This is a genomic window from Pantoea sp. B550, assembly GCF_024158165.1.
Taxonomy (GTDB): Bacteria; Pseudomonadota; Gammaproteobacteria; order Enterobacterales; family Enterobacteriaceae; genus Pantoea; species Pantoea alfalfae.
Genome location: NZ_JAMYXI010000003.1, coordinates 1,097,559 through 1,116,696, shown reverse-complemented (window position 1 = coordinate 1,116,696; position 19,138 = coordinate 1,097,559). Strand labels below are relative to the sequence as shown.

Here is a 19,138-nt window from a genome sequence, read left to right as displayed (position 1 = left end):
GGCAGATCGGGTCTGATCTGCCGCCCTCGCGCCAACAGGATGCCTATGCAGAACATTACCCCAATGCTCGCCCGTAAAGATGACTCAGCCCCGGATGAGCCACGCTCACTGCTGCCGGGCGGCGTTATCGGCTTTCTTGCTTACTGGTGTGCGCTGGCGATTCCATTCCTGCTGTTCGGCTCTAACACGCTGTTTTTCTTTCTCTATACCTGGCCATTCTTTCTGGCGCTGTTGCCGGTCGCTGTGGTGACGGGTATTGCACTGAATACGCTGCTGAGCGGGCAGTGGCTCTGGGCCGCGCTTGCCACAGTGATTATGGTGGTCACGCTCTTCTGGTTAATGTTCTCATTTCTTTCTGGCTGGTAAGCCATCACTGCGCCTGTGCTGATGTGCAAACGCATCGGCAGGTTACAAATCTTTTCCCGCCAGAATCGGTACTGATTACCCGGACGCGCAGCAAAGCATGCCATTTTCGCCGCTGGTGTGGAGTCCTGTGCAAAGTTATGGGATGATTGGGCCGTTTTTAGGGGGCGGGATGGGAAAACTGACGTTACTGTTATTGGTGCTGCTAGGCTGGCTGCAATATTCATTGTGGCTGGGGAAAAATGGCATCCATGACTATACGCGCGTCAATGATGATGTCGCGGTGCAACAGGCAAACAATGCCAAACTGAAATCGCGAAACGATCAGCTATTTGCCGAAATTGATGACCTCAATGGCGGCTCGGAAGCGATCGAGGAGCGTGCGCGCAATGAACTGGGCATGATTAAGCCCGGTGAGACCTTCTATCGTCTGGTGCCTGACCAGAATAAACGCAACGCGCAACAATCAGCGCAAAACCTACAACGATAAAACATGAACACTCTGGCCTCCCTTGCGGATGTGATTGCCGTGGTGCCCGCTGCCGGGATCGGCAGCCGCATGCAGGCAACCTGTCCAAAGCAGTATCTGACGATTGGTCAGTACACCCTTCTGGAACACAGCATTGCACGTCTGTTTTCCCATCCCGCTATCAGACAGGTGATTGTTGCCCTTAGCCCCGATGACGAGCACTTTGCTTCCCTGCCGCTGGCACGCGATCCGCGCGTGGTCAGGGTCACAGGCGGAGAGACCCGTGCCGAATCGGTGCTGGCAGGACTCCAGGCCGCACAGGGTTCCGCCTGGGTGCTGGTCCATGACGCTGCGCGTCCCTGTCTGCATCCCGACGATCTCCAGCAACTGCTCAACGTGCGCGAACAGAGCCACGTAGGCGGAATTCTGGCCGCGCCCGTGCGCGACACGATGAAGCGGGGCGAGCCGGGCAAAGCGGCAGTGGCCCATACCGTAGAACGTGACGATCTCTGGCACGCCTTAACACCGCAATTTTTCCCTCATGCACTGCTTACCGCCTGCCTGACGCGGGCGCTGGCAGAAGGCGCGACCATCACCGATGAAGCGTCGGCGCTAGAGTATTGCGGCTACCATCCGCTGTTAGTCAGCGGACGCAGTGATAACATCAAAGTCACCCGGCCAGAAGATCTGGCGCTGGCGGCTTTTTATCTGAGTCAGATTCAATTAAAGGAGAGCGCATGATGCGTATCGGTCACGGTTTTGACGTTCACGCCTTTGGCGGAGAAGGTCCGTTAGTGATTGGCGGTGTGCGGATCCCGTTTGAACACGGTTTTATCGCCCATTCGGATGGCGATGTAGCGCTGCATGCGCTGACTGACGCGCTGCTTGGCGCAGTAGCGATGGGCGACATCGGCAAGCTGTTTCCCGACACCGATCCGGCCTTTAAAGGGGCAGACAGCCGCGGCCTGTTGCGAGAGGCCTGGCGTCGTATCGAAGCCAAAGGCTATCGTATCGGTAATGTCGACGTTACGATTATTGCTCAGGCTCCGAAAATGCTGCCGCACGTGCCACAGATGCGCATCAACATTGCAGAAGATTTAGGCTGCCATATGGATGCGGTCAACGTTAAAGCGACCACCACCGAGAAGCTCGGCTTTACCGGGCGCGGCGAAGGCATCGCCTGTGAAGCGGTCGCGTTAGTTCTGAAAGCTGACAGCCAATGACGCTGAATTACCTGCACGGCACGCCCGTCGCTTCCGGCGTGATCAAAGCCAACCCGGAAGATTTCGTGGTGGTGGAAGACCTCGGGTATGGCGCGGATGGGGAAGGTGAGCATCTGCTGGTGCGTATCCGTAAGGTCGGGGCCAATACCCGCTTTGTGGCGGAGGCGCTGGCTAAGTATCTTGGTATTCATCAGCGCGACATGAGCTATGCCGGGATGAAAGACCGCCATGCGGTCACGGAGCAGACCCTCTGTTTTCGTCTGCCAGGCAATGCGATGCCCGATCTGCGTGGTTTTTCGCTTGAGGGCGTCGACATTCTGCAGGTGGTACGCCACAAGCGTAAGCTGCGCATCGGCGCACTGGCAGGGAATGCGTTCCGGCTGGTCATTCGCCAGATCAGCGATCGTGATGCGGTTGAAACGCGTCTGGCGCAGATTCGCGATGCGGGCGCGCCCAACTATTTTGGTGAACAGCGTTTTGGTCGCGGCGGCAATAACCTGGAGATGGCGGAAAAGTGGGCGCGCAATGAGATCATTATTCGCGACCGCAACAAGCGCAGCCTGATGCTTTCTGCCGCACGCAGTGCGCTGTTTAATCAGGTGACCAGTGCGCGTCTGCAACAGCAGGGCAGCCTGACGCAGGTGCTCAACGGCGATGCTTTGCAGCTGACTGGCCGTGGCAGCTGGTTTGTTGCCCAGCCTGATGAACTTGCAGAGTCACAGCGCCGGGTTGAACAGCATGAGCTGCGCATTACCGCGCCGCTGCCCGGACGCGGTGAACCTGGCCCGCAGGCTGACGCGCTGGCCTTTGAGCAGCAGGCGCTGGCGGATGAGTCGCTGCTGCTGGAATTAATGGAACGTGAGAAGGTCGATGCCGCCCGCCGCGCCATGCTGGTGGTGCCGCGCGATATGCAATGGAGCTGGTGGGATGACGTCACGCTGGAACTGGCGTTCTGGCTGCCTGCGGGTAGCTTTGCCACCAGCGTGGTCCGGGAGCTGCTGACTCAAACGGATGCGCCCGATCAGCCTGATGAGTAATCTTCGCTGCAACATGACCCGACTTGTGGGTAATGTTGCGGCAAACCCCCACCGTCGTGTGATTTACGCCTACCACTTCCTTGCGTGCCTCGCTAGAATGCAAAAATCGCTGTCCATTCATCACCTGTTGCCATGCCGTTGAAACAGGTTCAGTCACGGCGACCAGTCGAATAAAAAAAGGTCAGAACGAAATGCGGATATTGCTCAGCAACGATGACGGCATTCATGCGCCAGGCATTCAGACTCTGGCAAACGCTCTGCGGCAGATTGCTGACGTGCAGGTTGTTGCTCCCGATCGTAACCGAAGCGGTGCCTCCAACTCCTTAACGCTGGAAACACCTCTGCGTACTTTCACCCATGAAAACGGCGATATCGCGGTTCAGATGGGCACCCCGACCGATTGCGTCTATCTGGGGGTGAATGCGCTGATGCAGCCGCGTCCTGACATTGTGGTGTCAGGCATCAATGCCGGCCCTAATCTGGGCGATGATGTCATCTACTCCGGCACGGTGGCGGCGGCGATGGAAGGGCGACATCTTGGTTTACCGGCGATAGCGGTTTCGCTTAACGGCCATCAGCACTACGCCACTGCGGCAGCGGTGACCTGCGCAATCCTCAGGGCGCTGACGCATGAACCGCTGCGCACCGGCCGCATTCTCAACATCAATGTCCCCGATCTGCCGCTGGCCGAACTTAAAGGCATCCGCGTGACGCGCTGTGGCAGTCGCCATCCAGCGGATCAGGTGATTGCGCAGCAGGATCCGCGTGGCAATACCCTCTACTGGATTGGCCCGCCGGGCGAAAAACTGGATGCGGGCCCGGATACGGACTTTGCCGCCGTGGATCAGGGCTACGTTTCTGTGACCGCACTACATGTCGATTTAACGGCGCACAGCGCGCAGAATGTGCTCAGTGACTGGCTGGCTAAAGCTGAGGTGAACCTGGCATGGTGAATCGGCGTATTGAGACATTGCTGTCACAACTGCGTCAGCAGGGTATTGATGATGAGAACCTGCTGAAAGCCATCAGCGAGGTGCCACGCGAACGGTTTATCGACGAGGCGTTTGAGCATAAAGCCTGGGACAATGTAGCCTTGCCTATCGGATCCGGTCAGACGATCTCACAGCCCTATATGGTCGCGCGGATGACCGCGTTACTCGGCCTGAATCCGCATTCGCGTGTACTGGAGATTGGTACGGGGTCCGGGTATCAGACAGCGATTCTTGCCCATCTGGTAGACCATGTTTATTCAGTGGAACGCATCAAAGGGCTGCAGTGGCAGGCCAAGCGTCGTCTGAAACAGCTGGATCTGCATAATGTCTCAACCCGCCATGGCGATGGCTGGCAGGGCTGGCCTTCTCGCGGGCCGTTCGATGCCATTATCGTTACAGCCGCTCCACCGGAAATTCCGATTGCGCTGATAGCACAACTGGCAGAAGGCGGCATTATGGTGCTGCCGGTTGGCGAAGATCAGCAGGTACTGAAGCGCCTGCGTCGCCAGGGCGCAGAAGTTACGGAAGAGATCATTGAACCGGTGCGTTTTGTTCCGCTGGTGCAGGGCGATCTCGCCTGACGCTCTTCGTATTTCTTCACAACTGTTTCATGGCACCACCTGGTTGATATTGTTACTATCCAGTTTATTCAACGAAAACACAGATTTTATCGCGCCGCGCAGAGCATTCTGCTGGCCGGTGCAGTGAAACAGATAGATCAGCGTTGCCATCACGGGGGATTAATGAGCACGGGAAGCACACTTTTTCAGTTACGCCGTCTGGCGGCACTTTCACTGGTAGGATTCTGGCTTGCAGGCTGTAGCTCCGGCGACAACTCACAGGCACCCATCAGTCGCGTTGGCGATGATGGTGGCATGATGAACAGCCAGGCTGGCGCAGGCCCGGTTTCGGGTGGCGTTCCTGCCGCGCCGTCTCAGGGACAAATGTTAAGCAGAAATTCAGCATCTGTTCCCAGCAATGGTGGAATGATTAGTACCAACAGTAATGTTGAGACGCAGAACGGCCGGATAGTGTACAACCGCAGTTACCAGAATATTCCTAAGGGTAGCTACTCCGGTGAAACGTATACCGTTAAGCGCGGAGACACCTTGTTTTACATTGCCTGGATTACCGGCAATGATTTCCGTGATTTAGCCCAGCGCAATAACGTTGCCGCGCCATATAGCCTGAATGTAGGCCAGACTTTACAGATTGGTAACGGATCGGGCCAGCCGATTACCGGTGGAAATCCCATTACCGTTGCTGATGCAACGCAGGGCGGCGTGCCGGCCGCGCCACAAATTAAATCGCCTGCTGTTGCACAGCAACCTGTTATTACGTATTCTGATGATTCAGGTAATTCGGGTGGCAGCAAATTGTTGCCTTCGAAAGGAGCAAATGTTGCAACGACAACAGCTCCGGTGATTACCGCACCCCCAACGGTTAGCAGTACTACCAACAGTTCAACGCCGGTCGGAAGCTGGCGCTGGCCGACTGACGGGAAGATTATCGATAACTTCTCTGCCGCCGAAGGTGGCAATAAAGGTATCGATATCGCCGGGACGCGCGGACAATCTGTGGTTGCCACTGCTTCAGGACGAGTGGTTTACGCAGGTAACGCACTCCGGGGTTACGGTAATTTGATCATCATTAAACACAACGATGATTACCTGAGCGCCTACGCCCACAACGATACAATGCTGGTTCGGGAACAACAGGAAGTTAAGGCGGGGCAAAAGATCGCTACCATGGGTAGCACCGGAACCAGTTCAGTCAGATTACACTTTGAAATTCGTTACAAGGGGAAATCCGTAAACCCGTTGCGTTATTTACCGCAGCGATAATCCGGCAGAACAAAACTGTTTTATGTTCTGCCCTGGAATCACGGGTAGGAGCCGCTTATGAGCCAGAATACGCTGAAAGTAAACGAGTTACATGAGAACGCGGAATTCGATGAGAATGGAGCTGAAATTTTTGACGAGAAGGCACTCGTTGAAAACGAAGCCAGTGATAGCGACGTAGCGGAAGAAGAGTTGCTATCACAGGGTGCGACGCAGCGTGTATTAGATGCGACGCAGCTCTATCTTGGGGAGATTGGCTATTCTCCGTTGTTAACGGCAGAGGAAGAAGTTTTCTTCGCTCGCCGTGCATTGAGAGGTGACATCCCTTCCCGTCGCCGCATGATCGAAAGTAACTTACGCCTGGTAGTGAAAATCGCCCGTCGTTACAGCAATCGTGGTTTAGCCCTGCTGGACCTGATTGAAGAAGGTAACCTCGGCCTGATTCGTGCCGTTGAGAAATTTGACCCCGAGCGCGGGTTCCGTTTCTCAACCTATGCTACCTGGTGGATTCGTCAGACCATTGAACGGGCGATCATGAATCAAACCCGTACCATTCGTCTGCCGATTCACATTGTAAAAGAACTGAATGTTTATCTGCGAACTGCGCGTGAACTTTCCCACAAGCTCGACCATGAGCCGAGTGCGGAAGAGATCGCCGATCAGCTTGATAAACCTGTTGAGGACGTAAGCCGTATGTTACGTCTCAACGAACGCATTACCTCAGTTGATACGCCATTGGGCGGTGATTCTGAAAAAGCGCTGCTGGATATTCTGGCCGATGAGAAAGACAACGGCCCTGAAGACACCACGCAGGACGATGATATGAAACAAAGCATCGTCAAATGGCTGTTCGAACTGAACGCCAAGCAGCGTGAAGTGCTGGCACGTCGTTTCGGCCTGTTAGGCTATGAAGCGGCAACGCTTGAGGATGTGGGTCGTGAAATCGGCTTAACCCGTGAGCGTGTACGTCAGATTCAGGTTGAAGGTTTGCGCCGTCTGCGAGAAATCCTGCAGGCGCAGGGCCTCAGCATTGAAGCACTGTTTCGTGAATAATCGTCTGTAAGATGGTCTGAGTTCGAATGCAAAAAGCGGTGGTGAAAACCACCGTTTTTTTTATGCCTGCAGAAAAGTGATTTACAGAAGTGTGCCAGCGCCGCACCGTGCGTTCACACGATGCGGCGTGCTATCACACCAGTGATTTAAGCCGGTAAATCCAGTCGAGCGCCTGACGCGGTGTCAGCGTATCCGGATCCAGCGCCTCAAGCGCCTCCACCGCTGGCGAGGTCTCTTCAACCAGCAGCGGCAGTTGAGAACCATCTACCGTTGATGATGCCGAGTGATTTGAAACGGTTTCCAGCTCTTTCAGCTTGTTGCGCGCTCGCTTGATCACCTCTTTAGGCACGCCGGCCAGCGCGGCTACGGCCAGACCATAACTCTTGCTCGCTGCACCTTCCTGAACGCTGTGCATAAAGGCAATAGTGTCGCCATGCTCAACCGCATCCAGATGGACGTTGACCACGCCTTCCATTTTTTCCGGCAATGTTGTCAGCTCAAAGTAGTGGGTGGCAAACAGCGTCATCGCCTTGATGCGGTTCGCCAGGTTTTCGGCGCATGCCCAGGCCAGCGATAAACCGTCGTAGGTCGAGGTGCCGCGTCCAATCTCATCCATTAGCACCAGACTGTTTTCAGTGGCGTTATGCAGGATGTTTGCGGTTTCGGTCATCTCAACCATAAAGGTCGAGCGCCCGGAGGCGAGATCGTCAGCGGCACCGACGCGGGTAAAGATGCGATCCAGTGGTCCAATCAGCGTCTCATCGGCAGGAACGAAACTGCCAATCCATGCCATCAGCGCAATCAGTGCCGCCTGTCGCATATAGGTACTTTTACCACCCATGTTAGGACCGGTAATAATCAGCATTCTGCGCTGGGGTGCCAGTGACAGCGGGTTAGCAATAAACGGCTCTTTCAGGACCTGTTCAACCACCGGATGGCGACCGCCACTGATTTTAATGCCGGCTTTATCCTGCAGCACAGGACGGCAATAGTTCAGGGTCCAGGCACGTTCTGCCAGGTTGCTCAACACGTCCAGTTCGGCCAGCGCGGCGGCACTCAGCTGTAGCGCTTCAAGGTGCGGCAGCAGCTGATCGAACAGCGCCTCATACAGGCTCTTCTCCAGCGACAGGGCTTTACCCTTCGAGGTGAGAACTTTATCTTCGTACTCTTTCAGTTCCGGGATGATGTAGCGCTCAGCGTTTTTCAGCGTCTGACGACGGACATAGTGCATCGGAACCTGATGACTCTGTCCCCGACTCACCTGGATGTAATAACCATGCACACCGTTAAAGCCGACCTTCAGCGTATCCAGTCCCAGCTTCTCGCGTTCACGGATCTCCAGCCGGTCAAGGTAGTCGGTAGCGCCATCGGCCAGCGCGCGCCACTCATCCAGCTCCGCGTTGTAGCCTGGCGCAATCACCCCGCCGTCGCGAATCAGCACCGGCGGTGACTCAATCACCGCCTGTTCCAGCAGCTCACGTAACGCGCTGAATTCGCCCATCTGCGTGCGCAGCTTCTGTAGCTGTGGCGCTTTAACGTCGGCCAGCAGTTGGTTGAGTTCCGGCAGTTGTTGAAACGCATGACGCATGCGGGCCAGGTCGCGCGGACGCGCGGTGCGCAGTGCGAGACGCGCCAGGATACGCTCCAGATCGCCGACCTGACGCAGCACCGGCTGCAGCACGTCGCTGAGATTCTGCAGTTCAGCAATCGACTCCTGACGCTGGTTAATGATGCGCACATCACGCAGCGGCATATGCAACCAGCGCTTCAGCATCCGGCTGCCCATCGGGGTGACGGTTTTATCCAGCACAGCCGCTAAGGTGTTGTCAGTACCGCCAGCCAGGTTCTGGGTAATCTCCAGATTGCGGCGGGTGGCGGCATCCATGATGATGCTGTCCTGCTGCCGCTCCATGCTCAGCGAGCGGATGTGGGGCAGCGTGGTGCGCTGGGTATCTTTGACATATTGCAACAGGCAGCCCGCCGCACTCAGTCCGAGGTGCGCGTTCTCTACGCCGAAGCCATTGAGGTCGCGGGTGCCGAACTGCAGATTCAGCTGCTGGCGCGCGGTGTCAATTTCAAACTCCCACAGCGGACGACGGCGCAGGCCACGACGCTGATCGATCAGCGACATCGCCTGAAAATCTTCAGGGTAGAGCAGCTCAGCAGGATTGGTGCGCTGTAGCTCTGCCGCCATGGTTTCGGCATCAGCCGGTTCGCTTAATCGAAAACGGCCTGAGCTGATATCCAGCGTGGCGTAGCCAAAACCGCGCGGACTTTGCACAATCGCCGCCAGCAGATTGTCATGCCGCTCCTGCAATAGCGCCTCATCACTGATGGTGCCGGGTGTTACAATGCGCACCACTTTGCGCTCGACCGGTCCTTTGCTCAGCGCCGGATCGCCTATCTGCTCGCAGATGGCAACCGATTCGCCCAGCTGAACCAGCTTAGCCAGATAGCCTTCAACCGCATGATAGGGCACACCTGCCATCGGGATCGGTTCGCCCGCGGACGCGCCGCGTTTGGTGAGTGAAATCTCCAGCAGCTGTGAGGCGCGTTTTGCGTCGTCATAAAACAGCTCGTAGAAGTCACCCATACGGTAAAACAGCAGAATATCAGGATGCTCAGCCTTGAGGCGCAGGTACTGCTGCATCATGGGCGTATGGGAAGGAAAGTCCTTTTCGGTTGGCTCTTGCATAAGGTTTTAACTCATCTTTAATGCGGTAAATTTCTGGCGGTCAACGCCCATGAAACCGAAAGGGATTCCAGGCACGCAGGATAACCAGATGATAACGAATAGGGCAGGGCATATGCCAGCCTGATAATCGCCCTGATCCTGACCGGGTGTAACCTGACAGGCATCCTGGCAAATGTGGCGACGGCTGGCGACAGAAAAGTGGCGTTTTTCATGATGCTGGCGCGGTGCTGCGAGGCGGCTCGCGATTTCTGCGTCAGTTTATGGCGGAAGGGGCGGCGCTACAGCGCACAGCAGAAGGAAAATACTTAGTGCAGCCCGTTCTGCAGCGCCCAGACGGCGGCTTCAAGGCGGGATTTGAGGTTCATTTTTTTCAGCAGATATTTGACGTGAACCTTGACCGTGCTTTCACTGATAGCCAGTTTGCGGGCAATCGCTTTGTTGGTCATTCCATCGCTGATCAGTTGCAGGATGTCGCGTTCACGTCGGGTCAGCTGGCTGATATCGCGCGTCTGCGCAGGCTGTGAATTGCGCAACCGCGCAACCAGAATTGGGGTTAACGCTTCGCTCAGTACGATCTGCCCGGCGGCCGCCTGATGCAGCGCTTTCAGCAAGGCTTCGGGTTCCATATCTTTCAGCAGATAACCATCCGCACCGCGCTTCAGCGCGCTGACCACATCCTCTTCATTATCGGAAACGCTGAACACCACCACCCGGCCAGAAAGGGCGATTTCGCGCAGTTGGGTGAGGGTATCCAGCCCGCTCAGACCCGGCATATTAAGATCCAGCAGGATCACGTCGGGATCGTGCTGTTGTGCCAGCGCCAGACCATCAATGCCGTTACCCGCTTCGGCCACTACCTGCAGTCGTTCATCCAGCGCAATCAGCTGCTTCAGACCGTTGCGCAGCATAGGATGATCATCGATTAATAAGAGCGTAAATTTCTCTGCCGTCACAATCTTTCCTGTCCTATACGCCAGCCCTGTACGGGCGAAGGTGCCTATCTTACCGGTGAAGCGGGGTCGCTATATACCCCCAAAGGACTACTCCTTTATTTCCATTCAGATGCCCTTTTGCTGAAGATGTTCGCAGCTGCAATTAAACCGCATGATTTATAAGGGTTATCTGCATTCAGTTAACTACTTAACCGGGATAAGCTGAGATTGCCACGCCTTTGTAACCTGCATTGCCGTTGATTTGTATCAAGCAAGCCACCAGGCCGGATGCGCAGGATATGCACAATTATTATTCTGCTGATGAGAGATTTATGACCCAATCTGCCCCATTGCAAACCCCGACGCGCGGCGCGTTAATCCAGGACTGGCAACCTGAAAATGAGGCGTTCTGGCAGACGCACGGCAAGCGTATCGCCAGCCGTAACCTGTGGATTTCTGTTTTTTGCCTGCTGCTGGGCTTCTGCGTCTGGATGCTGTTCAGCACCGTCGCGGTGAATCTGAATAAAGTCGGCTTTAACTTCACTACGGAGCAGCTCTTTTTGCTGACCGCGCTGCCGTCTGTGTCCGGCGCGCTGCTGCGTGTGCCTTACTCTTTTGTTATTCCCATCTTTGGTGGTCGCCGCTGGACTGCTTTCAGCACCGGCATCCTGATTATCCCCTGCCTGTGGCTCGGCTTTGCGGTACAGGACAGCCAGACCTCATTCGCCACATTTATGGTGATCTCCCTGCTGTGCGGATTTGGTGGCGCTAACTTTGCTTCGAGCATGGGCAACATCAGCTTCTTCTTCCCTAAAGCCCATCAGGGGGGCGCGCTGGGTATCAACGGCGGCCTTGGTAATCTTGGCGTCAGCGTGATGCAGTTTGTCGCACCGCTGGCAATCTCCTGTGCCATTTTTGGCTTTGCCGATGTGGGTCAAACCACCGTCACCGGCGACAGCATCTGGCTGGAAAATGCGTCCTGGATCTGGGTGCCTTTCCTGGCGATCGGCACGCTCGCAGCCTGGTTCGGCATGAACGATCTCGCGGCGGCGAAATCCTCGCTGCGTGAGCAGTTGCCGGTGCTGAAACGTCCACATTTGTGGATTATGGCACTGCTCTATCTGGCGACCTTCGGTTCCTTTATCGGATTTTCTGCTGGTTTCGCCATGCTGACGAAAACGCAGTTTCCAGATGTTGTGATCATGCATTACGCCTTTTTCGGCCCGTTAATTGGTGCGCTGGCCCGTTCAGCAGGCGGCATCGTTTCTGACCGCCTCGGCGGTACCCGCGTCACGCTGGTTAACTACATCCTGATGGCGCTGTTTGCCGCACTGTTGTTCCTCACACTGCCGGGAGATGGACATGATGGCTCGTTCATTGCCTTCTTCGCCGTGTTTATGGGCCTGTTTCTGACCGCCGGTCTGGGCAGTGGCTCCACCTACCAGATGATTGCGGTGATCTTCCGCAAGCTGACGCTGGAACGTATCAAAGCTGAAGGTGGTGACGATGCGCATGCGCAGCGTGAAGCGGCAACTGAAACCTCGGCTGCGCTGGGCTTTATCTCCGCCATTGGTGCACTGGGCGGCTTCTTTATTCCACAGACCTTTGGCCTGTCGCTTGCCATGACAGGTTCACCTGCTGGCGCGATGAAAATCTTCCTGGTCTTCTATCTCTGCTGCATCGCCGTGACCTGGCTGGTTTACGGACGAAAAGCCCGCGCCTGATAACGACAAAGCCGGTGTGGCGCACCGGCACCATTTTACTTTCTGTATCGCGACAGATGCAGAGTCAGCAATGTCATACCAGGCCTTCAGGAGTATTCCGGATGAGCAAGTTTCTTGATCGATTTCGTTATTTCAAACAGCTGGCTGAGCCCTTTTCCGGCCAGCATGGGCAGACTTTAAACAGTAACCGCGACTGGGAAGATGGTTATCGCAGCCGCTGGCAGCACGATAAAGTCGTACGCTCTACCCACGGTGTTAACTGTACCGGCTCCTGCAGCTGGAAAATCTACGTCAAAAATGGATTGGTCACCTGGGAGACCCAGCAGACCGACTATCCGCGTACGCGTCCCGATCTGCCTAACCATGAGCCGCGTGGTTGCCCACGTGGAGCCAGCTACTCCTGGTATCTCTACAGCGCTAACCGCCTGAAATACCCGCTGATGCGTAAGAAGCTGATTCAGCTGTGGCGCGACGCGAAAGCGCAGCACAGCGATCCGGTGGAGGCCTGGGCATCCATTATCAGCAATCCAGAGAAAGCGAAAAGCTACAAGCAGGCGCGCGGACGCGGCGGCTTTGTGCGTTCCAGCTGGCAGGAAGTGAACGAGATGATCGCTGCTGCGAACATCTGCACCGCGAAGACCTACGGCCCTGACCGAATTATGGGATTCTCGCCGATTCCGGCGATGTCGATGATCTCTTACGCTGCCGGCGCTCGTTATCTGTCACTGATCGGCGGAACCTGCCTGAGCTTCTATGACTGGTATTGCGATCTGCCGCCTGCGTCACCGATGACCTGGGGCGAGCAGACCGACGTGCCGGAATCGGCCGACTGGTACAACTCCTCTTACATTATTGCCTGGGGCTCCAACGTGCCGCAGACCCGTACCCCGGATGCGCACTTCTTTACGGAAGTCCGCTATAAAGGGACAAAAACCGTGGCAATCACCCCGGACTATGCAGAAGTCGCGAAGCTGTGCGACCAGTGGCTGAGTCCGAAGCAGGGCACCGACAGCGCGATGGCGCTGGCGATGGGCCATGTGATGCTGAAAGAGTTTCATCTTGATCGCGAAGTCGGTTATTTCCGCGACTATGTGCGCCGCTACACCGATATGCCGATGCTGGTCATGCTGGAGCCACGCGAGGGCGGCTACTACGCCGCAGGCCGTCAGCTACGCGCCAGCGATCTGGTGGATGGTCTGGGTCAGGAGAATAACCCGGAGTGGAAAACCGTGGCGCTGGATCAGGCGACCGGTGAATTGATTGCGCCGCAGGGCTCTATCGGCTTCCGCTGGGGCGAAAAAGGGAAATGGAACCTGGAGCAGCGCGACGGCCTGTCACAAAAAGAAGTAGAGCTGCAACTCAGCCTGCTCGGCAGCCACGATGAGGTCGTTGAAGTCGGTTTCCCTTACTTTGGCGGCATCACCAGCGAGCATTTTAACAGTGTCGCGCTGGATGAGATTCTGCTGCACAAGCTGCCGGTGAAACGCCTGAAACTGGCGGATGGCAGTGAAGCGCTGGTCACCAGCGTCTACGATCTGACGCTGGCGAACTACGGTCTGGATCGCGGCCTTGATGATACTAACTGCGCGCAAAGCTACGACGAAATTAAAGCCTACAGTCCGGCCTGGGCAGAGCAGATTACGGGTGTTTCCCGGCAGAACATCATCCGCATTGCCCGTGAGTTTGCCGAAAACGCCGAGAAAACCCGTGGCCGTTCAATGATTATCGTCGGTGCCGGTATGAACCACTGGTACCACATGGACATGAACTACCGCGGCCTGATGAACATGCTGATTTTCTGCGGCTGCGTCGGTCAGAGCGGCGGGGGCTGGGCGCATTATGTCGGTCAGGAGAAACTCCGTCCACAGACTGGCTGGACCCCGCTGGCCTTTGGCCTCGACTGGCAGCGTCCGCCGCGTCAGATGAACAGCACCTCTTTCTTCTACAACCACTCCAGTCAGTGGCGCTATGAAACCCTGGCTACCAGCGAACTGCTGTCACCGCTGGCGGATAAAAGTCGCTACAGCGGCAGCCTGATCGACCTCAACGTGCGTGCCGAACGCATGGGCTGGCTGCCTTCCGCACCGCAGCTTAACGTCAACCCGCTGCACATCGCGGCGCAGGCGAAAGCCGCCGGTCAGTCCCCGCTGGATTACACCGTGGAAAGCCTGAAGCAGGGCACCATGCGGTTTGCCGCTGAACAGCCGGACGACCCGCAGAACTTCCCGCGTAACCTGTTTGTCTGGCGCTCTAACCTGCTCGGCTCCTCAGGTAAAGGGCATGAGTACATGCTCAAGTACCTGCTGGGCACCGAAAACGGCATTCAGGGTAAAGATTTAGGTCAGCAGGGCCGCGTGAAGCCGGAAGAAGTGGAATGGCTGGATCAGGGTGCCGAAGGCAAGCTGGATCTGGTGGTCACACTCGACTTCCGTATGTCGAGCACCTGTCTCTACTCCGATGTCGTACTGCCAACCGCCACCTGGTATGAAAAAGACGATATGAATACCTCGGATATGCATCCGTTTATTCATCCGCTGTCGGCGGCCGTCGACCCGGCCTGGGATTCAAAAAGCGACTGGGAGATTTATAAAGGCATCGCGAAAGCCTTCTCCGATCTCTGCCCTGGCCATTTAGGTGTTGAAACGGATGTGGTGACGCTGCCGGTGTTGCATGACTCACCGGCCGAACTGGCGCAGCCGTTCGAGACTAAAGACTGGAAAAAAGGCGAGTGCGACCTGATTCCGGGCAAAACCGCGCCACACATTATGGTGGTAGAGCGCGACTATCCGGCGATCTGGGAACGCTTTACCTCGCTGGGACCGTTGCTGGATACCCTGGGTAACGGCGGCAAAGGCATCAGCTGGAACACCAGCAAAGAGGTCGATTTCCTCAAGCTGCTTAACTATGTCAAAGCCGATGGTCCGGCAGCGGGGCGGCCAAATATTGACACGGCGATCGATGCAGCAGAAGTGATCCTGGCACTGGCACCAGAAACCAATGGTCAGGTGGCGGTGAAAGCCTGGCAGGCGCTGGGGGCGATTACCGGTCGTGACCACACGCATCTGGCACTGAACAAAGAAGATGAGAAGATCCGCTTCCGCGATATCCAGGCACAGCCGCGCAAAATTATCTCCAGTCCGACCTGGTCAGGTCTGGAAGATGAACATGTCTCCTACAACGCCTGCTACACCAACGTTCATGAGCTGATCCCGTGGCGTACCCTGAGCGGTCGGCAGCAGCTCTATCAGGACCATGAGTGGATGCGCGCCTTCGGTGAGAGCCTGATGGTTTATCGTCCGCCAATTGATACCCGTGCGGCGAAGCCGTTGCTGAACAGCAAACCCAACGGTAACCCGGAGAAGGCGCTGAACTTCCTGACGCCACATCAGAAATGGGGCATTCACTCCACCTACAGCGACAACCTGCTGATGCTGACGCTATCACGCGGCGGCCCGATTGTCTGGATGAGTGAAGATGACGCCCGCGAGCTGGGCATTGTGGATAACGACTGGATCGAGGCGTTCAACGCCAACGGTGCACTGACCGCGCGTGCGGTGGTGAGCCAGCGTATCCCGGCCGGTATGACCATGATGTATCACGCTCAGGAACGCATCGTGAATATCCCCGGTTCGGAGATCACCAGCCAGCGCGGCGGCATCCATAACTCCGTGACGCGAACCTGCCCGAAACCGACCCATATGATCGGCGGTTATGCCCAGCTCTCCTGGGGCTTTAACTACTACGGCACCGTCGGCTCTAACCGCGATGAGTTCGTGGTGGTCAGAAAAATGAACAACATTAACTGGTTAGATGGGGAAGGCAACGATGCCTGCCAGGGCAGCCAGCAGGAGGTAAAACCATGAAAATTCGTTCACAGGTCGGCATGGTGCTGAATCTCGACAAATGTATCGGCTGCCACACCTGTTCGGTGACCTGTAAAAACGTCTGGACCAGTCGCGAGGGCATGGAATACGCCTGGTTCAATAACGTCGAAAGCAAACCTGGCGTCGGCTATCCGCACGCCTGGGAAAATCAGCAGAAATGGAAGGGTGGCTGGATCCGTAAGATCAACGGCAAGCTGGAGCCGCGCATGGGCAGTCGCGTCGGCCTGCTGTCGAAGATCTTCGCTAACCCGGATGTGCCTGCACTGGATGATTACTACGAGCCGTTCGATTTCGATTATCAGCATCTGCACAACGCGCCTGCCGGTAAACATCAGCCGATCGCACGTCCGCGCTCACTGATCACCGGTGAGCGGATGAAAAAGATCGAAAACGGCCCGAACTGGGAAGAGATCCTTGGCGGCGAATTTGCCAAGCGCTCGCAGGATAAGAACTTCGATAATATCCAGAAGGAGATCTACGGCCAGTTTGAGCATACCTTCATGATGTATCTGCCGCGCCTGTGTGAGCACTGCCTCAACCCGGCGTGCGTGGCGACCTGCCCCAGCGGCGCGATCTACAAGCGCGGCGAAGATGGCATTGTGCTGATCGACCAGGATAAATGTCGCGGCTGGCGGATGTGCCTGACCGGCTGTCCGTACAAGAAGATCTACTTCAACTGGAAAAGCGGCAAATCGGAAAAATGCATTTTCTGTTATCCACGTATTGAAGCGGGCCAGCCCACCGTCTGCTCGGAAACCTGTGTCGGCCGCATCCGCTATCTCGGCGTGCTGCTCTATGACGCTGACCGCATTGAACAGGCGGCCGCAGCGGAAAACGAGAAAGATCTCTATCAGAGCCAGCTGGATATCTTCCTTGATCCCCACGATCCGGCCGTGATCGCCCAGGCACTGAAAGATGGCGTTGCGCAGAGCGTGATCGACGCCGCGCAACGCTCTCCGGTCTACAAAATGGCGATGGAATGGAAGCTGGCGCTGCCGCTTCATCCTGAATACCGCACGCTGCCGATGGTCTGGTATGTGCCGCCATTATCACCGATTCAGTCGGCGGTGGATGGCGGGGCGCTGGCGCATACCGGCGTGCTGCCGGATGTGGAAAGCCTGCGCATTCCGGTTGAGTACCTGGCGAACCTGCTGACCGCAGGCGACACCGCACCGGTGCTGCTGGCACTGAAACGCATGCTGGCGATGCGCCATTACAAGCGCGCAGAAAGCGTGGACGGTGAGCATGATGTCCGGGCGCTGGAGCAGGTCGGTCTGACCGAAGCGCAGGCGCAGGAGATGTACCGTTATCTGGCGATCGCTAACTATGAAGATCGCTTTGTGGTGCCTTCCAGCCATCGTGAACTGGCGCGTGAGGCCTTCCCGGAAAGCAAAGGCTGTGGCTTCAGCTTTGGCGATGGCTGCCACGGCAGCGACAGCAAATTTAACCTGTTCAACAGCCGCCGTATTGATGCCATTGACGTCAGCAGGAAAACCAGCCGTCCGGAGGATGCCTCATGATCACGCTGCGTGTTGTGTCGCGTCTGCTGGACTACCCGGATGAGGCGCTGTTTACCCACTATCCCGACCTGATCGCGGCGCTGGAAGAGGCCAGCAAACTCAACCTGCAACAGAGCGCACGGCTGGTGCGCTTCATCAATCAGCTCTGCACCCGGCCCATGCTGGATGTGCAGGCTGACTACTGCGAACTGTTTGATCGCGGCCGCGCCACCTCGCTGCTGCTGTTTGAACATGTGCACGGTGAGTCCCGCGATCGCGGTCAGGCGATGGTTGATCTGCTGGAACAGTACCGGGCTGACGGTCTGGAACTGGACAGCAAAGAGTTGCCCGATTATCTGCCGCTCTACCTGGAATATCTCGCCTGTAAAAGCGATGAGGCCGCGCGTCAGGGGCTGGAGGACATCGTGCCAATCCTGGCCTTGCTGGCCGCGCGTCTGGAAGAGCGACAGAGTCCTTATGCTGACCTGTTCACCGTGTTACTGACGCTGTCCGGCAGCGCAGTCGATCCTGCGGCCCTCAAGCCCCAGGTGGCGCAGGAAGCGCGTGATGATACCCCGGCAGCACTCGATGCGGTCTGGGAAGAGGAGCAGATTAAATTTCTCGGCGAACAGGGCTGTGCCTCAGCGCAGCAGGCGAGGCATCAGCGTCGCTTCGCCGATGCGGTCGCGCCGCAGTATCTGGATATCGCCGCGGCGACGGCGCGCACCACAGGAGAATCAGCATGAATTTTATTAACACTTTCTTCTTCGATATTTACCCTTACCTGGCCGGGACGGTTTTTCTGGTTGGGAGCTGGCTGCGCTATGACTACGGGCAGTACAGCTGGCGGGCCGGTTCCAGTCAGATGCTGGACAAAAAAGGAATGCGGCTTGCCTCTAACCTTTTCCACATCGGCATCATCGGTATCTTCTTCGGTCATATCGTCGGGATGCTGACCCCGCACTGGATGTATGAATCCTTCCTGCCGATCGACGTGAAGCAGAAGCTGGCGATGATTGCCGGTGGCCTGTTCGGTGCGATGACGCTGGCGGGTGGGGCGCTGCTGCTGAAGCGCCGTCTGACCAATCCACGAGTGCGGGCGACCAGCAGCGTCGGCGACATTCTGATCCTGACGTTGCTGGTGGCTCAGGCCACGCTGGGTCTTCTGACTATTCCGTTCTCTGCTCAGCATATGGACGGCAGTGAGATGATGAAGCTGGTGGGCTGGGCACAGGCGGTGGTGACCTTCCACGGTGGCGCGTCGCAACATCTTGAGGGCGTCGCGTTTATCTATCGCGTGCACATGGTACTGGGCATGACGCTGTTCCTGCTGTTCCCGTTCTGTCGTCTGGTGCATATCTGGAGCGCACCAGTTGAATATCTGACCCGCCGTTATCAGCTGGTGAGAAACCGCCGCTAATCCCGG

16 protein-coding genes are annotated in these 19,138 nt (G+C 56.7%); 14 read left to right on the top strand and 2 right to left on the bottom strand.

Features of this window, described 5'->3' with window-relative positions; all coding sequences use genetic code 11:
- Nucleotides 1-45 precede the first annotated feature (45 nt).
- The 9 genes from NIM72_RS08285 (at nucleotide 46) to rpoS (ending at nucleotide 6,978) form a co-directional block, all read left to right on the top strand.
- Nucleotides 46-366 carry a DUF3561 family protein gene (locus NIM72_RS08285; RefSeq protein ID WP_150014624.1) on the top strand — a complete coding sequence of 107 codons (321 nt, stop codon included), beginning with the start codon at nucleotides 46-48 and terminating at the stop codon, nucleotides 364-366.
- Between the two features lie 169 nt (nucleotides 367-535).
- A complete protein-coding gene (ftsB, locus tag NIM72_RS08280) occupies nucleotides 536-853 on the top strand; it encodes a cell division protein FtsB (protein WP_003849108.1) in 318 nt (105 codons plus the stop codon).
- A gap of 3 nt (nucleotides 854-856) precedes the next feature.
- A complete protein-coding gene (gene ispD, locus NIM72_RS08275; RefSeq protein WP_253419874.1) occupies nucleotides 857-1,573 on the top strand; it encodes a 2-C-methyl-D-erythritol 4-phosphate cytidylyltransferase in 717 nt (238 codons plus the stop codon).
- A complete protein-coding gene (gene ispF, locus NIM72_RS08270; protein ID WP_008927107.1) occupies nucleotides 1,573-2,055 on the top strand; it encodes a 2-C-methyl-D-erythritol 2,4-cyclodiphosphate synthase in 483 nt (160 codons plus the stop codon). The genes ispD and ispF overlap by 1 nt, the downstream gene beginning before the upstream one ends.
- A complete protein-coding gene (gene truD, locus NIM72_RS08265; RefSeq protein ID WP_253419871.1) occupies nucleotides 2,052-3,092 on the top strand; it encodes a tRNA pseudouridine(13) synthase TruD in 1,041 nt (346 codons plus the stop codon). Before ispF ends, truD begins: the two co-directional genes overlap by 4 nt.
- Before the next feature lie 191 nt (nucleotides 3,093-3,283).
- On the top strand, nucleotides 3,284-4,045 hold the full coding sequence (gene surE / locus NIM72_RS08260) for a 5'/3'-nucleotidase SurE (protein WP_150014618.1): 762 nt from the start codon (nucleotides 3,284-3,286) through the stop codon (nucleotides 4,043-4,045).
- Nucleotides 4,039-4,665 (top strand): protein-L-isoaspartate(D-aspartate) O-methyltransferase, encoded by a 627-nt coding sequence (locus NIM72_RS08255; RefSeq protein ID WP_253419867.1) that lies wholly within the window; start codon nucleotides 4,039-4,041, stop codon nucleotides 4,663-4,665. Before surE ends, NIM72_RS08255 begins: the two co-directional genes overlap by 7 nt.
- Nucleotides 4,666-4,827: 162 nt before the next feature.
- Nucleotides 4,828-5,928 (top strand): murein hydrolase activator NlpD, encoded by a 1,101-nt coding sequence (nlpD, locus tag NIM72_RS08250; protein WP_161732888.1) that lies wholly within the window; start codon nucleotides 4,828-4,830, stop codon nucleotides 5,926-5,928.
- Between the two features lie 57 nt (nucleotides 5,929-5,985).
- Nucleotides 5,986-6,978: an RNA polymerase sigma factor RpoS gene (gene rpoS, locus NIM72_RS08245; RefSeq protein WP_161732776.1), complete on the top strand. Its 993-nt coding sequence runs from the start codon at nucleotides 5,986-5,988 to the stop codon at nucleotides 6,976-6,978.
- Between the two features lie 133 nt (nucleotides 6,979-7,111).
- Here the strand turns inward: rpoS and mutS are convergent, their stop codons facing one another.
- Together mutS and narL are read right to left on the bottom strand one after the other, a co-directional pair.
- Entirely contained in the window at nucleotides 7,112-9,673 is a 2,562-nt protein-coding gene (mutS, locus tag NIM72_RS08240; RefSeq protein WP_161732774.1) for a DNA mismatch repair protein MutS, read from the bottom strand.
- Between the two features lie 305 nt (nucleotides 9,674-9,978).
- Nucleotides 9,979-10,626 (bottom strand): two-component system response regulator NarL, encoded by a 648-nt coding sequence (narL, locus tag NIM72_RS08235; RefSeq protein WP_371876281.1) that lies wholly within the window; start codon nucleotides 10,624-10,626, stop codon nucleotides 9,979-9,981.
- Between the two features lie 311 nt (nucleotides 10,627-10,937).
- Here narL and NIM72_RS08230 point away from each other — a divergent pair, with 311 nt between their 5' ends.
- The 5 genes from NIM72_RS08230 to narI all read left to right on the top strand — a co-directional run bounded on the left by NIM72_RS08230 (nucleotide 10,938) and on the right by narI (nucleotide 19,132).
- Entirely contained in the window at nucleotides 10,938-12,329 is a 1,392-nt protein-coding gene (locus tag NIM72_RS08230) for a NarK family nitrate/nitrite MFS transporter (protein WP_161732770.1), read from the top strand.
- Nucleotides 12,330-12,430: 101 nt separating this feature from the next.
- A complete protein-coding gene (locus NIM72_RS08225) occupies nucleotides 12,431-16,192 on the top strand; it encodes a nitrate reductase subunit alpha (RefSeq protein ID WP_253419865.1) in 3,762 nt (1,253 codons plus the stop codon).
- On the top strand, nucleotides 16,189-17,733 hold the full coding sequence (gene narH / locus NIM72_RS08220) for a nitrate reductase subunit beta (RefSeq protein ID WP_222925056.1): 1,545 nt from the start codon (nucleotides 16,189-16,191) through the stop codon (nucleotides 17,731-17,733). The genes NIM72_RS08225 and narH overlap by 4 nt, the downstream gene beginning before the upstream one ends.
- Nucleotides 17,730-18,458, top strand: coding sequence for a nitrate reductase molybdenum cofactor assembly chaperone (gene narJ / locus NIM72_RS08215; RefSeq protein WP_253419862.1), 729 nt, complete (start codon nucleotides 17,730-17,732; stop codon nucleotides 18,456-18,458). The genes narH and narJ overlap by 4 nt, the downstream gene beginning before the upstream one ends.
- Nucleotides 18,455-19,132, top strand: a complete 678-nt coding sequence (gene narI / locus NIM72_RS08210) for a respiratory nitrate reductase subunit gamma (RefSeq protein WP_098052529.1) — start codon at nucleotides 18,455-18,457, stop codon at nucleotides 19,130-19,132. The genes narJ and narI overlap by 4 nt, the downstream gene beginning before the upstream one ends.
- Nucleotides 19,133-19,138 lie beyond the last annotated feature (6 nt).

Coding starts and splice junctions, on each gene's coding strand:
- NIM72_RS08285 (WP_150014624.1), top strand. CDS start 46: ATGCAGAACATTACCCCAATGCTCGCCCGTAAAGATGACTCAGCCCCG.
- ftsB (WP_003849108.1), top strand. CDS start 536: ATGGGAAAACTGACGTTACTGTTATTGGTGCTGCTAGGCTGGCTGCAA.
- ispD (WP_253419874.1), top strand. CDS start 857: ATGAACACTCTGGCCTCCCTTGCGGATGTGATTGCCGTGGTGCCCGCT.
- ispF (WP_008927107.1), top strand. CDS start 1,573: ATGCGTATCGGTCACGGTTTTGACGTTCACGCCTTTGGCGGAGAAGGT.
- truD (WP_253419871.1), top strand. CDS start 2,052: ATGACGCTGAATTACCTGCACGGCACGCCCGTCGCTTCCGGCGTGATC.
- surE (WP_150014618.1), top strand. CDS start 3,284: ATGCGGATATTGCTCAGCAACGATGACGGCATTCATGCGCCAGGCATT.
- NIM72_RS08255 (WP_253419867.1), top strand. CDS start 4,039: ATGGTGAATCGGCGTATTGAGACATTGCTGTCACAACTGCGTCAGCAG.
- nlpD (WP_161732888.1), top strand. CDS start 4,828: ATGAGCACGGGAAGCACACTTTTTCAGTTACGCCGTCTGGCGGCACTT.
- rpoS (WP_161732776.1), top strand. CDS start 5,986: ATGAGCCAGAATACGCTGAAAGTAAACGAGTTACATGAGAACGCGGAA.
- mutS (WP_161732774.1), bottom strand. CDS start 9,673: ATGCAAGAGCCAACCGAAAAGGACTTTCCTTCCCATACGCCCATGATG.
- NIM72_RS08230 (WP_161732770.1), top strand. CDS start 10,938: ATGACCCAATCTGCCCCATTGCAAACCCCGACGCGCGGCGCGTTAATC.
- NIM72_RS08225 (WP_253419865.1), top strand. CDS start 12,431: ATGAGCAAGTTTCTTGATCGATTTCGTTATTTCAAACAGCTGGCTGAG.
- narH (WP_222925056.1), top strand. CDS start 16,189: ATGAAAATTCGTTCACAGGTCGGCATGGTGCTGAATCTCGACAAATGT.
- narJ (WP_253419862.1), top strand. CDS start 17,730: ATGATCACGCTGCGTGTTGTGTCGCGTCTGCTGGACTACCCGGATGAG.
- narI (WP_098052529.1), top strand. CDS start 18,455: ATGAATTTTATTAACACTTTCTTCTTCGATATTTACCCTTACCTGGCC.